14 protein-coding genes are annotated in these 15685 nt (G+C 54.9%); 7 read left to right on the plus strand and 7 right to left on the minus strand.

What is annotated here, in order from left to right; translation table 11 throughout:
• The first annotated feature begins 55 nt into the window (after positions 1–55).
• From hydA to RUM_RS00240, 7 genes are read left to right on the plus strand one after another with little or no spacing between them, the layout of a single operon-like run.
• The gene (gene hydA / locus RUM_RS00210) at positions 56–1408 is read left to right on the plus strand and encodes a dihydropyrimidinase (protein ID WP_015557234.1); all 1353 of its coding nucleotides are present in this window, start codon (positions 56–58) and stop codon (positions 1406–1408) included.
• Between the two features lie 37 nt (positions 1409–1445).
• Positions 1446–2906, plus strand: coding sequence for an NAD-dependent dihydropyrimidine dehydrogenase subunit PreA (gene preA, locus RUM_RS00215; protein WP_015557235.1), 1461 nt, complete (start codon positions 1446–1448; stop codon positions 2904–2906).
• A 23-nt stretch (positions 2907–2929) separates the two neighbouring features.
• Positions 2930–4090, plus strand: coding sequence for a PucR family transcriptional regulator (locus RUM_RS00220; RefSeq protein ID WP_015557236.1), 1161 nt, complete (start codon positions 2930–2932; stop codon positions 4088–4090).
• Positions 4091–4107: 17 nt separating this feature from the next.
• A complete protein-coding gene (locus tag RUM_RS00225; protein WP_015557237.1) occupies positions 4108–5442 on the plus strand; it encodes an aminotransferase class III-fold pyridoxal phosphate-dependent enzyme in 1335 nt (444 codons plus the stop codon).
• 12 nt (positions 5443–5454) lie between these two features.
• A complete protein-coding gene (locus RUM_RS00230; protein ID WP_015557238.1) occupies positions 5455–5847 on the plus strand; it encodes a hypothetical protein in 393 nt (130 codons plus the stop codon).
• A 60-nt stretch (positions 5848–5907) separates the two neighbouring features.
• Positions 5908–7170, plus strand: coding sequence for a Zn-dependent hydrolase (locus RUM_RS00235; RefSeq protein ID WP_015557239.1), 1263 nt, complete (start codon positions 5908–5910; stop codon positions 7168–7170).
• Between the two features lie 13 nt (positions 7171–7183).
• Positions 7184–8341, plus strand: a complete 1158-nt coding sequence (locus RUM_RS00240; RefSeq protein WP_015557240.1) for an iron-containing alcohol dehydrogenase — start codon at positions 7184–7186, stop codon at positions 8339–8341.
• Between the two features lie 21 nt (positions 8342–8362).
• On the opposite strand, the gene RUM_RS00245 is transcribed toward RUM_RS00240, so the two are convergent.
• The 7 genes from RUM_RS00245 to RUM_RS00275 all read right to left on the minus strand — a co-directional run bounded on the left by RUM_RS00245 (position 8363) and on the right by RUM_RS00275 (position 15452).
• The gene (locus RUM_RS00245; RefSeq protein ID WP_147645518.1) at positions 8363–8737 is read right to left on the minus strand and encodes a hypothetical protein; all 375 of its coding nucleotides are present in this window, start codon (positions 8735–8737) and stop codon (positions 8363–8365) included.
• 46 nt (positions 8738–8783) lie between these two features.
• A complete protein-coding gene (gene rpoD, locus RUM_RS00250) occupies positions 8784–9866 on the minus strand; it encodes an RNA polymerase sigma factor RpoD (protein WP_015557242.1) in 1083 nt (360 codons plus the stop codon).
• Between the two features lie 11 nt (positions 9867–9877).
• Positions 9878–11623 (minus strand): DNA primase, encoded by a 1746-nt coding sequence (dnaG, locus tag RUM_RS00255; RefSeq protein WP_015557243.1) that lies wholly within the window; start codon positions 11621–11623, stop codon positions 9878–9880.
• 4 nt (positions 11624–11627) lie between these two features.
• Positions 11628–12623, minus strand: a complete 996-nt coding sequence (locus RUM_RS00260; RefSeq protein WP_015557244.1) for a deoxyguanosinetriphosphate triphosphohydrolase — start codon at positions 12621–12623, stop codon at positions 11628–11630.
• Between the two features lie 85 nt (positions 12624–12708).
• A complete protein-coding gene (locus tag RUM_RS00265) occupies positions 12709–13341 on the minus strand; it encodes an IMPACT family protein (protein WP_015557245.1) in 633 nt (210 codons plus the stop codon).
• A gap of 51 nt (positions 13342–13392) precedes the next feature.
• Positions 13393–13596: a 50S ribosomal protein L31 gene (rpmE, locus tag RUM_RS00270; RefSeq protein ID WP_015557246.1), complete on the minus strand. Its 204-nt coding sequence runs from the start codon at positions 13594–13596 to the stop codon at positions 13393–13395.
• Positions 13597–13730: 134 nt separating this feature from the next.
• Positions 13731–15452 carry a phospho-sugar mutase gene (locus tag RUM_RS00275; RefSeq protein ID WP_015557247.1) on the minus strand — a complete coding sequence of 574 codons (1722 nt, stop codon included), beginning with the start codon at positions 15450–15452 and terminating at the stop codon, positions 13731–13733.
• Positions 15453–15685 lie beyond the last annotated feature (233 nt).

The following is a 15685-nucleotide window of genomic DNA, read 5'->3' on the forward strand; positions in this document are numbered from 1 at the left end:
ACTGGTTCCGCTGTACAGGCAAAAACCAATTGCATTGTACAAAGGAGGTACTCATATGGATCTGATTATTAAAAATGGTACGGTGGTAACCCCGTCCGGCATGTACAAGGCGGATGTGGGCGTACAGGACGGAAAGATCGTGGAGATCGCTGCAAGCATCCCCGCAGAAGCCAAAGAGGTGGTGGACGCAGCCGGAAAGCTGGTGCTGCCCGGTGCCATTGACGGACATACCCACCTGGCAATGCCCTTTGGAGGCACCATTTCCTCAGACGATTATTTTGCCGGAACCCGGGCAGCTGCCTGCGGCGGTACGACCACTGTGTTTGACTTTGCCATGCAGGATTTCGGTGAGTCCATGGTGGATACTATCAAGCGCCGGGACGCCATGTGTGCGCCGGATGCGGCAGTGGACTACGGGTTTCATGTGGCAGTGAAGGATGTATCCGGGGGACTGCTGGATACTATGGCGGAGGCAGTGGCATACGGAGTACCCACCTTCAAGGTGTTCATGGTATATGACTTCGGCGTGGATGACGGCGTGTTCTATCAGGTGCTGGAAAAGGCGAAAAGCTGCAATGCGCTGATCGAGGTGCATGCGGAGAACCGTGATATCATCGCCGCCCGGACAAAGGAATTCCTGGCGGAGGGCAAGACCGATGCCTGGTATCACTACTTGTCCCGACCGGAATTTGTAGAGGCGGAAGCGGATATGCGTGCCATTCAGTGGGCAAAGTCGTTGGATGCGCCGTTGTACATTGTGCATCTTGCCAATAAGCAGGGTGTGGAGGCAGTGACAAAGGCACAGCAGGAGGGCTATGAGATCTACGCAGAAACCTGTCCGCAGTATCTGGAGTTTACCAGTGAGGTGTACAAGCGGCCGGACGGCAGAAACTTTATCTGTTCCCCGCCCATGAAGGGGGAGGAAAGCCGGCAGGCGCTGTGGAATGCCATCAACACCGGCGTGATCTCCACCCTGGCAACGGATCACTGTCCCTTCCAGAGCTATGAGAAGGATTGGGGCAAGGACGACTTCACCAAGGTGCCCAACGGCTGTGCCGGAATCGAGAACATGTATCCCTACATGCTGGCAGCAGCCAATGCCGGAAAGATTACCTTTGAAAAGGCAGTGGAGCTTTGCGCCGCCAACCCGGCACGGATCTTCGGATGCAAGGACAAGGGTGCAGTGGAAGTGGGGAAGGATGCAGATCTTGTGATCTACGACCCGGAGCTGGATTTCACCATTACCAACGACAAAATGCATTCTGACTGCGATCATACCATCTGGGAGGGCGTCAGCCTGCATGGCTACCCCATCGCAACCTATTCCCGGGGCAGACTGGTGTACCGGGACGGAGAATTTGTCGGAGAACGTGGCTGGGGCAGGTTTGTAAAGCGCAGCCGTATCTGACCGATATAATCAATCAAACGGAAAGGAGAGGAGCTCCATGCTGAATATCTGCAATGAGGCGGCAAGATGCCTGCTGTGCGGGGACGCTGCTTGTACCGCCGCTTGTTCCAAGGGCTATGACCCGGCGGGTATGCTCCGGTCGATCCGGTTCGGGAACCCTGCCGGGGCTGTCTGGAAGGTGGATGGGACAGGATGTGCTTCCTGCGATGGTGCCTGTGAACAGGCGTGTCGGCATTATGATTTTCCGCTGCGGATCCGGCAGACGGCGGCAGCCCTGCCGAAGCGGCGTGCCAAGCCGGATCTGAACAGGCTGGCGACAGATTTTCTTGGCGTTCCCTGTGAAAATCCATTTTTCCTGTCCTCCTCTGTGGTGGCAAGCGGCTATGACATGTGCGCAAGGGCGCTGTCCATGGGCTGGGCAGGGGTGGTGTTCAAAACCATTGGTCTGTTCATCCCCCAGGAGGTTTCTCCCCGGTTCGATGCCATTGGCAAGGAGGATACTCCCTTTGTGGGATTCCGGAACCTGGAGCAGATTTCGGATCATGATCCGGAAGAAAACTTCGAGACCCTGCGGCGACTGAAGGAGGCATTCCCGGAAAAGGTCATCGTTTCCTCCATTATGGGCAGAAACGAGGCGGAGTGGACGGAGCTTGCAAGGCGCTCGGAGCAGGCGGGGGCGGATATCATCGAATGCAACTTTTCCTGTCCCCAGATGTGCGGCAACGGGCTTGGCTCCGATGTGGGGCAGGATCCGGAGCTGGTTCGGGCATACACCGCAGCAGTGCGGAAAGGTACTCGGCTGCCGATCCTGGCGAAAATGACTCCGAATCTGGCGCACATGGAGCTTCCGGCTATTGCCGCTGTGGAAGCGGGGGCAGACGGACTTGCCGCCATCAACACCGTCAAGAGCATTACCGGGGTGGATCTGGACAGTATGGCATCCCTGCCCCAGGTGGACGGCAGATCCGCAGTGTCCGGTTATTCCGGCAAGGCGGTCAAGCCCATTGCTCTGCGGTTCATATATGATATGGCATCCTGTGACCGGCTGAAGGGGGTGCCCATCAGCGGCATGGGAGGCATTGAAACCTGGCAGGATGCAGCGGAATTTCTGGCGCTGGGCTGCGGCAATTTACAGGTTACCACCGCCGTGATGCAGTACGGGTACCGGATCATTGAGGATCTGCTGTACGGACTGGCGGATTACCTGGAAGGCAAGGGTTTTGCCAGTGTGGAGCAGCTGGTAGGTGCCGGAGTGGGCAAGATCGTTCCGGCGGAGCAGCTGAACCGGAGCACCTTGGTGTATCCCAAGTTTGACCAGTCTCGATGTATCGGCTGCGGCAGATGCTGCATCAGCTGTGAGGACGGCGGGCACCAGGCAATCACTCTGCGGAAGGGGAAACCGGTTCTGGATGCTGCACGCTGTGTGGGATGCCATCTGTGCCGGTTGGTGTGCCCCATGGGTGCCATCGGCGTCAGCCGCCGGATCCCGAAGCCATAACAGAACGCAAGGGAGGGAGCTTTATGCCGATCTCGCTGTCAAGACTTTGTGAAAATACGGAAAAGAGCTATCAGCTGCGGCTGATTGCCGGCCGGGACGGACTGGATAATCCGGTTCGGTGGGTGCATATGATTGAGGATCCGGAGGTGACGGGGTTTATCCACGGCAATGAGCTGGTGTTTACCACCGGCATCCGGCAGCGGGGTGTGGACTGGCTCCTGGACTTTGTGGTGAACCTGCGGGAGCACGGAGCGGTAGGTCTGGTGGTGAATCTGGGACCCTATATCACCTCCATTCCGCCCCAGGTGATCGTGTACTGTGAGCAGAATGCCTTCCCGTTGTTCACGATTCCCTGGGAGGAGCATATCATTGATGTGACCTATGATTTCTGCCACCGGATCGTCAGCAGCGAGGAGATCGAAACCAGTGTGGCAGCCGCCTTCCGGAATCTGATCTTTTCGCCGGAAAAGGAGGATGGATACCGGACGGCAATGCTGCGCAGCGGTTTTCACAACGAGAGCAGCTACACCATCATGGCACTGCGGCTGAAAACCACCCGGAAGATCCGGAAGCTTTCGGATCTATGGAAGCAGTACAGCTTCTCCATGGGACGGATCTTAAAAAAATCCGCCTATCCAGCCTGTGTGTTTCAACAGGAAAACAATCTGATCCTGGTGCGGCAGAAATCCTCCCCGGCGGAGATGAAACGGCTGTACACAGCCATTCAGCGATTGCTGGACAAGCAGGACAGTCTCTTTGCCGGTATCAGTACCGTGGAGGAGGGCTGGGGAAAGGTGCCGGAGCTGTACAGCGAGGCGGTATCCGCCCTGACGGTGGCATGCCAGCGCAGAGTACCTTGCATGGAATATGCGGATCTGGGGATCTATAAGGTGCTGTTCGGCGTGCGGGATACTTCCATTCTGTCGGATTATGTGAAGTCTACCCTGGGAGTGCTGATGGAATATGACCGGAAGAACAATACGGATTATGTACAGACCCTGCGGGTTTATCTGGACAGCAACGGCAGTGTGCAGCAGGTGGCACAGAAGCTGAACTTTCACCGGAATACGGTGAATTACAAAATGAAAATGATCCGGGAGATCCTGCAAACGGAATTGCGGGATACGGACAAAATGAATTACATGCTGGCGTTTTGCATTATGGAAATGCTGGACGCTGTATAAAGGAAAGGATGAGTATTATGGGAAAACTCAGCGGGGAACAGGTCAAGGCGTATCACAAGCAGTACAATCTGCAGTCCTGGTCAAAGCAGGGATCCATCAACCCGATCCCGGTGGAAAAGGCGGAGGGGATCTATATCTGGGATTATGAAGGCAACCGGTACACGGATATGTCCTCCCAGCTGGTGAACCTGAATGTGGGACACGGCAACCGGCGGATCATCGATGCCATCAAGGAGCAGGCAGAGCAGTTCTGTTATATGGCCCCCAGCTATGCGGTAGAGTCCCGGAGCCTGCTGGCGAAAATGGTAATCGACCGGATGCCGGACAATATGGGCAAGGTGTTCTTCACCAACGGAGGTGCAGATGCCAACGAAAATGCCATTAAGATCGCCCGGATGTACACTGGCAGAAATAAGATCTTCTCCCGGTACCGTTCCTATCACGGCTCCACCTTTGGGGCAGGCAATCTGACCGGCGAGCCCCGGCGGTATCCTCTGGAGCCGGGCATTCCGGGCTTCGTAAAATTTTTTGACCCCTATCTGTACCGGGAACAGCTCCCCTTTGAAAGCGAGGAGGCGGCTTCCGCCTACTATGTGGGAAAGCTGCGGGAGCAGATCTGCTACGAGGGGCCGGACAGCGTGGCTGCCATTGTAATGGAGACCATTACCGGCTCCAACGGAGTCATCATTCCCCCCAAGGGCTATCTGCCGGGGGTGCGGAAGATCTGTGATGAGTTCGGGATCATGATGATCTGCGATGAAGTAATGGCTGGCTTTGGCAGAACCGGCAAGCTGTTCGCCTTTGAGCATTTCGACGTCAAGCCGGACATTGTGTCCTTTGCAAAGGGCATCACCTGCGGCTATGTACAGCTGGGCGGCGTCTGCGTCAGCAAGGAAATTGCCGCGTACTTTGATGACCATCTGCTTTCCTGCGGTCTGACCTATTCGGGGCATCCGCTGGCTTGTGCAGCAGGTGTAGCCTGCCTGGAATACTACGACGAGGCAAAGATCCTGGACAATGTGAACGCAGTCGGCAAGGTGCTGGGAGAACTGCTGGAGCAGTTGAAGGAAACCCATCCCTGTGTAGGAGATGTGCGGTACATCGGGCTGTTCTCCTCCATTGAACTGGTAAAGGACAAGGGAACCCGGGAGCCTCTGGTGCCCTATGGAAAGGATCCGGAGGGGATTATGGGGAAGATCATCGGCATGCTTCGTGCCAAGGGCTTTATGACCTACTCCCACGAGAATATGCTCTTTGTTTCTCCGCCCCTGATTATTACAGAGGCACAGCTTCGTGAGGAAATGGAAAAAATGGATCAGGTTCTGACCCAGGTGGATCAGACCATGTTATAAGGAGGGGATGCTATGTCTCCGAAAAGTTATCAGCATGCAGAACGGATTCCCCTGGCGCAGCTGATCGAGACCAATCGGTTTCGGTTGGTGATGCATGCACAGTTTGAGCAGCCCTGCGGATTGTCCGAGCTGCCGGTGGAACTGGAACTGAGCGCCGGATTTGCCGGAAAGCTTCCCTTTCCGGTGCCCTGGGACAAGTGGTTGTACGGATTTGTCCGGGTCAACGAATTTCTGGGACGCCTGCGGCAGGAGAAGCAGGTGCAGGGCATTTCCCTCCACGACTGGGGCGATCAGTTTTTGGTGCTGTTGGATGCACCTACAGGGGAGATTCCGTATTTTGTGGGAAGAAACGAAGTGGCACAGCTGCTGGCGGATTGTTTGAAGCCGCCGGAGCTGCGGAAGTAGAAGGGCAACACGAATGCCAGAGTCATGGAACCTGGCAAGCCGGAAAGGATGGTAATCAGTATGTATGTATGCAGCAAGGAAAGAATGACCGACAAGATCCGCACATTCAGCAAATTCGGCGATGCAGGGCACGGGGGCATCACCCGGTATTCCCTGTCCCCGGAAGCAATCCAGGCACGCAATGAATTTATCCGGCGCATGAAGGCCATCGGGGCGGAGATTGAGATCGATGATGTGGCGAATATCTACGCAACGCTGCCGGGCAGTGCTCCGGATGCCAAGCGGATCGTCATGGCGTCCCACTGTGATTCCGTGAAGAACGGCGGCAACTATGACGGTATTCTGGGTGTTATGAGCGCCATGGAGGTGCTGGAAACGGTGGCGGCGGAGAAGATCCCCCACAAGCATCCACTGACCGCCATGATCTGGACCAACGAGGAGGGTTCCCTGTATCCCCCGGCTATGATGTGCTCCGGCATCGTGTGCTATGATTACCTGCCGGAGGATATCCGGGCAAAGTTCCGTTACGAGGATATGATGGCGTCCAAGAGCATTCTGGATGGCTCCAAGACCTTTGGTCAGGCGTTGGATGCATCCGGCTTCAAGGGGGACAAAAAATACCGGCTGTCTCCGGACCGGTATCTGTATATGTTTGAGACCCACATTGAGCAGGGTCCCATTCTGGAGGACAACGGCAAGGATATCGGCGTGGTGGACTGTGTGCTGGGCATGTTCAACTACCGGCTGAAATTTTACGGACAGACCACCCATGCAGGCACTTTCCCCATGCCCAAGCGGCGGGATGCATTCCTTGCCGCATCCCTGGCATTGTGCTACCTCCATGAGGAAATCGATAAGCTGGGGTATCCGGAACTGGTATACACCACCGGTGAAGTGGTGTGCCACCCCTGCGTACATACCTGTGTGCCGGATTACTTTGATTTTTCCTTCGATGCCCGGCATGAGGATCCCAAGGTACTGGAACAGGTACTCGCCATTGTAAAGGGATGTGCCGATAAGACCTGGGCAGGCTGTACCTGCAAGGTGGAGAAGGCATGGAACCGGGATACGGTATACTGGAACAAGAAGCTGGTTGGCTATGTGAAGGCTGCCGCAGAGGAACTGGGTGTCAGCCATCAGTATATTCACTCCGGTGCAGGACATGACGCACAGTTTGCCTCCTATATGCTGCCTACTACCATGATCTTTGTACAGTCCAAGGACGGCTTGTCCCACTGTGAGCCAGAGTATTCCTCACCGGAGCATTGCACCGAGGGCGCATCCGTGATGCTGAACGCCGTACTGAAGGCGGATGCCGAATAGGAGAGGATGTACGATGAGCAGAGCATTTATCGTGCCCCGGCAGATTCTGACCGGCTCCGGGGCACTGGAGGCAGCAGCCCCATTGCTGGGCAGCATGGGTACCCACGCTTTGATCGTGACCGGGCAGATCGTGGTGACCCTGCCTTGTTTTCAAAGCCTGACGGGATTGCTGGAGGCACAGGGTGTGCAGTACACGGTATTTACCGGGATCACCGATGAGCCTACGGATCGGATGATCGAAGCGGGTACCGCTGCTTACCGGGATCATGGCTGCGATTTTCTGATCGGCATCGGGGGCGGCAGTCCTCTGGATGCCATGAAGGCCATTGCAGTGCTGGCAGCCTGCGGCGGCAGTATCACCGATTACATGGGCAAGGAGATCAGTGGCAAGCTGCCGCCTATGGCAGCAATTCCCACCACCGCCGGCACCGGCTCAGAAGCCACACAGTTTACTGTAATCACCGACAGTGAGCAGGGAATCAAGATGCTGCTGAAGGGGCAGGTTCTGGTGCCTCAACTGGCAGTGGTGGATCCGGCGTTGAGTGTATCCGCCCCAAAGCGCATTACTGCTGCGACGGGTTTGGATGCGCTGACCCATGCCATTGAGTCCTACACCTCCCGGAAGCGACAACCCTTGACGGATACAGTGGCGTTGGCGGCGGTGAAGCGGATTTTCCGGTATCTTCCGACAGCATACAGCAACGGTTCGGATCTGACTGCACGCAGTGAAATGGTGATTGCAGCCCTGGAGGCAGGCATGGCCATCAACAATGCCTCCGTGACCCTGGTGCATGGCATGAGCCGCCCCATCGGCGCCCTGTTCCATGTGCCCCACGGCATTTCCAATGCAATGCTGCTGGAAAAATGTCTGGACTTTGCACTGGAGGGGGATTATCCCGGGTTTGCCGCCCTTGCAAGAGCCATCGGTGCGGCAGATACCGCAACGCCGGATCCCCAGGCGGCAGAGGCACTGATCGGTGCGGTCAGAGAGTTGTGCAAGACTTGCCAAGTGCCAACTCTGGAGGAATATGGAATTGACCGGACGGCATTTTTCAGTGCCATGGACAAAATGGCGGAGGACGCCATTGCCAGCGGCAGTCCGGCGAACACCATGAAACCGGTGACGAAGGCGGATGTGATCCGGATCTATCGCAGCCTGTGGGATCGTTAGAACCAGTAAGATAGAGCTGTCCTACCTGTAATAGGCGATGCAGCAGTTGCCGGAATCGTCGAATGTTTCAATCTCATAAAGCAAGGCACCCTTTTGATAGATCCGGGCATAGAGCATGCCAAGCTGCTCGGTTCTGCCTGTGGCATACTGCCAGTGCTGATCCGGCAGAGTCACCGTACAATTTGCGCCGGGAATCTCACCCTGTTTCAGCCCGATTACATATTCAATGCTTTTGGCTGTCCAGTGATATCCCAGTCCCTGTAGCTGCTCTCTGCCGTATATGGTAGCCAGTTCATCCCAGAATGCACCAATGGCTGCATATTGCTGTTCCTGTTCTGTGGAAAAAGTTTTGCTGATGCCCGTAAAAAGCATGATATCCTCCTTATGATCTGTCATACAAACAGCCCCGGGGACTTTACAGTCTGCCGGGGCTGCTTTTGTGTTAATCCAGAAAATCCTTGACCTTTTTGCTGCGGCTGGGGTGACGCAGCTTCCGCAGTGCCTTTGCTTCGATCTGACGGATCCGCTCTCTGGTGACTTCAAATTCCCGTCCCACTTCTTCCAAGGTTCGGGAGCGTCCGTCCTCCAGACCGAACCGGAGCTTCAGCACCTTTGCCTCCCGCTCGGTCAGGGTGGAAAGCACCTCATTGAGCTGCTCCTTCAGCAGGATCAGAGAGGCGGCTTCCGCCGGCGCCGGTGCGTCATCGTCCGGGATGAAATCACCCAGATGGCTGTCCTCCTCCTCGCCGATGGGAGTTTCCAGGGATACGGGATCCTGAGCGATCCGCATGATCTCCCGCACCTTCTCAACGGGCATTTCCAGCCGTTCTGCAATCTCATCCGCTGTAGGCTCGTGACCGGTTTCGTGCAGCAGCTGACTGATGATCTTTTTGACCTTGGTGATGGTTTCCACCATGTGCACCGGAATACGGATGGTTCGTGCCTGATCCGCAATGGCACGGGTAATAGCTTGACGGATCCACCATGTTGCATAGGTGGAGAACTTAAATCCCTTGGTATAGTCAAATTTATCAACAGCCTTGATCAGACCCAGGTTGCCTTCCTGGATCAGATCCAGAAACTGCATGCCTCTGCCCACATACTTCTTTGCAATGCTGACAACCAGACGCAAATTGGCTTCGGACAGGCGCTTCTTTGCATAGGAGTCCCCCTTGGACATGCGCTGTGCCAGCTCGATTTCCTCCTCGGCGGACAGCAGGGGCACCCGGCCGATTTCCTTTAAGTAGATCTTCACCGGATCGTCAATGGCGATGCCCTCTGTGGAAAGCGCCATCTCCAGGTCATCGCTCAGATCCGAATCCAGCCCCAGCTTCAAATCTGTATCCGGCATGAAATCCTCTACGATCTCGATGTTGTTGTTGATGCAGGTTTCGTAGAAGCTATCGATCTGCTCCGCATCCAGATCAAAACGCTCGAATGCGTCGTTCAACTCCCGTGTGGACAGCTTGCCGCTTGCCTTTGCACGTTCGATCAGCGCATCGATGCTTTCATTTTTTTCTGCCATAATGAGTCCTCCTAGTTTTTGTTTCTGGCTTGATTGACTATGGAAAGCAGATCATCGTCAGAAAGTTGATCTGCATTGATTTTTTCGTGTTCCTTTGCCTGGAGCAGCAGACGGATGCAGTCGTTCAGGGTATCCGCCGTCAGAGCCACCTCTGCATTGTGTGCCATGATTCCTGTTATTCTGCCCATTTCCGCATCCGAGCATGCGTCCCGGAACATGGAAACGGAAAAGGTGTCTGTTTCCGGCATGCGTTCACAGAAAACCTCATAGATTTTCCGGTGCAGACTGGTGAAGAAATGCTCCGGCTTTAAACGCTTTTCCACCTCCGGCAGCAAGTCCGGATGCAGGAACAGATACGCCAGAATCTGCTCCTCTGCTTTTGCTTCCCGCTGGTACTGGGGGGCTTCCGGGTTCAGTTCATCTCGGAAGGAGGATTTTGCCATCATGGCGTTCCAGCTTTGCTTTTTTTCGGTGTAGTAGCTTTTACGCAGCTGTGCCTTGACCTGGGAATGGAGTATGTCCAGGCTGATTTCCTCCTCCTTGGCGATTCTGGACAGGTATACTTCCCGTTCCATTTCGTTCCGGATGCCGGCAAGTACCTGCACCGTTCGCCGGAGGAAGTCGATTTTGCCCTGCTCTGTGGCAAGATCCAGACCCTCCCGGCATCGGGCAAGCTCAAAGTTGATGGCACCGCCGGAGTTATCCAGCAGCAGTTTGAACCGGGTGGCACCGAATTTCCGGATGTACTCGTCCGGGTCCTTTGCGTCCTGCACCTTGAGGATCCGGGTGTGGAGCCCTGCCTCGCTGAGCAGATTGATCGCCCGGTGGGTGGCATTCTGTCCGGCAGAATCGCTGTCATAGCACAGCACTACCTCTGTGGCGTACTGCGCCATGATCCGCGCTTGTTCCGCAGTCAGCGCCGTGCCCAGGGTGGCGACCACCTGCTCAAAGCCAGCCTGGTTGATGGCGATTACGTCCATGTAGCCCTCTGCCAGGATCAGCTGCTTCACGTTTGCATTCTTTGCAAAGTTCAGGGAAAACAGATTCCGGCTTTTTTTGAACACGGGGGTGTCGCCACTATTCAGATATTTGGGACCTTCCCCTTCGATGAGTCTGCCGCCGAAGGCGATCACATTGCCCCGCAGGTCAATGATGGGGAACATGACACGCTCCCGGAAAAAGTCGAAGCAGCCCCGGGCGTTTTGCCGGATCAGTCCGGCAGAGAGCATCTCCTCCCGGGTAAAGCCCAGACCTTCCAGATGCTTCATCAGTCCGTCCCATGCGGCAGGGGCATAGCCAATGGCATATTTCTTGATGGCCTTGGGGGTCAGTCCACGCTGGACGGCGTATTGCAGCCCACGCTTGTCCTGCCCCTGGAGCAGATTCCGGTAAAAGAAGTTGGCGGCTTCCCGGTTCATTTCCAGGATTCGCAGTTTCAGCTTCGCCCCGTCCTTGTTCAGGTCGTTTTCCGGCATTTCCAGTCCGCCCCGTTCCGCCAGCAGCTTGATGGCTTCGTAGGTGTCCAGGTTTTCGATCTGCTTGGTGAAGGTGATGACATCTCCGCCGGCGCCGCATCCAAAGCAGTAAAAGCTCTGAGTACCGGTGTATACTGTGCAGGATGGGGTTTTCTCCGAGTGAAAGGGGCAAAGGCATTTATAGTTGCTGCCGCTGCGAATCAGATGCACATAGCGACCCATGGTGGTGTCAATGGGGTTTGCCAGCTTCAGCTGGTAGATAAATTCGTCCGGCAACGGCATAGGCTCACCTGCTTCCCCAGGACTGTGGGATGAAGATCTGCTGGTATAGATCTACAGCGTATCCATCCGTCATGCCGGAAATATAGTCGCAAACCGCCCGGTGCAGATCAAACCGCCGGAGGATCTGCTTGTATTCATCCGGCATTTTTTCCGGGTGCTTGATGAAATAGCCGTAGAGCTTTTCCACCAGCCCCTTTGCCTTTTCCTCCTCCGCCTTTGCCACCGGGTTGGTGTATACGTTGGAAAACAGAAAGGTGCGAAGCGCATCGTGGGCGGCTTTGATGGGTTTGGTCATGCGGATCTCATCCGGACCGTTTTCAATGACGGATGCTACCATGGTGGTGATCCGCTGGGATTTGTCCGTTCCCAGCACGGCGGTCAGGTGACTGGGCAGATCCGCCGGTGTCAGGATCCCTGCCCGGGTGGCGTCTTCAATGTCGTGATTGATGTAGGCGATTTTATCTGACAGCCGGACAATGTTGCCCTCACGGGTGGCGGCAATTTTATTGGTGTGACATGCGATGCCGTTTTTGACCTCAAAGGTCAGATTCAGTCCCTGCCCCTTCTTTTCCAGGTAATGCACCACCCGGACGCTTTGCAGGTAATGCTTGAAGCCATAGGGGCAGATCTCATCCAGAATGGCTTCTCCGGAATGACCGAAGGGAGAATGCCCCAGGTCATGCCCCAGGGCAATGGCCTCTGTCAGATCCTCATTCAGGCGAAGCGCTCTGGCAATGGTGCGGGCAATCTGAGCGACCTCCAGGGTGTGGGTCAGCCGGGTTCGGTAATGATCCCCCACCGGGGAGAGAAACACCTGTGTTTTTCGCTTGAGTCGCCGGAAGGCGTTACAGTGGAGGATCCGATCCCGGTCACGCTGAAATTCCGTCCGGTAGGGGCATTTGGGCTCCGGGCGGCTGCGTTTGGCGTTTCCCACGCAGGTGCATGCGTAGGGGCTTAGCGTGCCAAGCTCCAGAATTTCCGTCTGTTCACGAATGGTCATGGTATCCCTCCAGTCCAGGGCATTTTATCTTCACTATATATATACTTTATAAATTCATTTTTCCCTTTTTCCGACCGGGATTTCTTTAAGGCAACACGGAAGAAAAGTCCCGGTAACCCGCATCCTCCAGAGAGACAGTGATGGTACCGTTGGACAGGTCGATCAGACGGTCACAGAGGGACTGTGCCTGTTCTTCCAGCACCAGGAGGGTGACGGTGACTGCATCGGTGAACTGGGTATCGGTGATGATAACCGGGTCGGATGCCAGGGCGAACTGGAGCCTGCCGTAGAAGGTATAGTCGCACTGGATGGTCATGGAACGGCAGGCGCACATTTCCATGATCTGCGCATCCCGGAGCGCCTGGGCACAGGCTTGACCATATGCCCGTACCAAGCCGTTGGCACCCAGCAGCACACCGCCGAAGATCCGGCTGACCACGCAGCACACATCCGTCAGACCCTGCTTGCGGATCACATCCAGTACCGGCAGTCCGGCGGTGCCCTGTGGCTCTCCATCATCAGAGTAGCGGCTGATGTTCTGATCCCGCAGCACATAGGCGTACACATGATGCCGGGCTTTCCGGTAGGCTGCATGGGCATCCTGGATGCATGCGATTGCCTGTTCTGCGGTTTGCACCGGCGTAACAGCTGCGATGAATTCGGAACGCTTTTCGATCAGCGTCCGGGTACAGGGGGCAGCGATGGTTTTGTATTTCATGAGGCGATCCTTTCTGCAAAAGAAAAAGGACGACCGCAGTCGTCCTTCCGCTTACTTATCCAGGTTGAAACGCTTCTTGAAGCGGTCAACACGTCCGCCGGTATCAACGAGCTTCTGCTTGCCGGTGAAGAACGGGTGGCACTTGGAGCAGATTTCGACCTTGATATCACCTACAGTGGAGCGAGTCTTCATTACGTTGCCGCAGTGGCAGGTAATGGTGCACTCCTCGAACTTCGGATGAATGCCTTCTTTCATGATTGTCACCTCTTTATTCATAGTTGCAAACATGACAGCCCATCAGTTCACTTAGACAGTAGTGCCATGGAAGTTGCATTTAACCATAACATTATAGCACAGCTTCGGGCAAAATGCAAGTCTTTTTTGAAATTTTATTGCAAAAGTCCGGAGAAATCCTCCTGGAGCTTTGCCTCCAGTGCAGCAGCGCTTGCCCGGTCTTTACCGGTGGTGGTGTAGTATGCCTTGATCTTGGGTTCTGTGCCGGAGGGGCGGATCACAACACTGGCACCGTCTGTCAGGGTGAATGCCAGTACATTGGATTTGGGCAGAGTCAGCTTGGTTACAGCACCGGTTTCCACGCAGGTGGAGATGCTCTGCTCGTAGTCTGCAATGTTGGTAACAGGCAGTCCGCCGATGGTCTTGGGGGGATCATTCCGCAGTTGATCCATGATCTGCTGCATTTTCAGCATGCCGCTTTCGCCTTCAAACTGGAAGCTCTGCTGGCTGTGCAGGAACATGCCGTATTTTTCGTACAGGGCATCCCGAGCCTGGATCATGGTTATACCCTTTGTCCGGTAGTATGCAGCCATTTCCACAATCAGCATAGAGGCAACCACGGCATCCTTATCCCGAACATAGGTTCCAGCCAGATAGCCATAGCTTTCCTCAAAGCCAAATACATAACGGGATTCTTCACCCTTCTTTTCCAAAAAGCCAATCTGTTCGCCGATGAACTTGAAGCCGGTGAGAACCTCGATGACCTCAACTCCGTATTCCTTGGCGATGGCACGAACCAGGTCAGTGGTTACGATGGTCTTGACAACTACCGGGTTTTTCGGCATCGTGCCCATCTGGGTGTGGGATGCGCAGATGTACTCAAAGAGCATAGCGCCCATTTCGTTGCCGGAAATCAAAGCGTAACCGCCGTTTCCGTCCGGTACAGCGATGCCCACACGGTCAGCATCCGGATCCGTTGCCAGCAGGAGATCCGGTTTGCAGGTTTCGCAAAGCTTCAGACCCAGTGCCAGAGCCTCCCGGATTTCCGGGTTCGGGAAGGGACAGGTGGTGAAATGGCCGTCCGGGTTTTCCTGTTCCGGAACAACGGTCACGTCGGTAATACCGATCTTCTTGAGAATGGTGCGGACAGGCTTGTTGCCGGTGCCGTTCAGAGGCGTATAAACTACCTTCAGACCACTGGATGCGCAAAGATCCGTGTGAATGCCCTGTTTGAGGACATTTTCAAAATATGCATCCAGTACATCCTGCTCAATGTAGGAGATCATGCCGTTGGCGAGACCTTCTTCAAAGGTGATGGTCTTTACATCGTCAAACATCTGGTGAGCTTCGATATAGTCGGTGACTCTCTGTGCAGCATCCAGAGTCAGCTGGCAGCCATCGCTACCGTATACTTTATATCCATTGTATTTGGAGGGGTTGTGGCTGGCAGTGATAACGATGCCCGCATCGCAGTGCAGCTGACGTACTGCAAAAGACAGCATAGGCGTGGGCATCAGTTCCTTGTAAATGTGGACGTGAATGCCGTTTGCAGCCAGGACAGCTGCTGCCGTCTGGGCAAAGACAGTGGACTTGATCCGGCTGTCATAGGCAATGGCAACAGATGGGTTCTGAAAATCTGCGTTTACATAATCCGCAAGTCCCTGAGTTGCCCGGCGGATGGTGTAAATGTTCAGCCGGTTGCAGCCCGCACCGATTACACCCCGCAGACCGCCGGTGCCGAAGGCCAGATCCCGATAAAAGCGATCCTGGATGGCATCTGCGTCGTCTGCAATCTGTTTGAGCTCTATCTGAAGATCCGCATCATCTACGGCCTTCTCACACCAAAGGTGATATAAATCCTTTTCCATCGTATTCATTATGCATACCTCCTGAATAACTGAAAATCACAGCCGATTCACATGCGGCACCGATTCCTATATATTATAGCACAAACAAACGAAAATGAAAAGGGGATTTTGAAAAAATAATGAGGAGAAGGGATGGAAAAAGGGAATCGACAGGGTTCAACGGCTGTTTGCATATTTATATAGTATACGACACGGTGTATAATTATTCAAGAAGACTGTTTACACACATTGTGTAACATTTC

The sequence above is a fragment of the Ruminococcus champanellensis 18P13 = JCM 17042 genome (genome assembly GCF_000210095.1).
Lineage (GTDB): Bacteria > Bacillota > Clostridia > Oscillospirales > Ruminococcaceae > Ruminococcus_F > Ruminococcus_F champanellensis.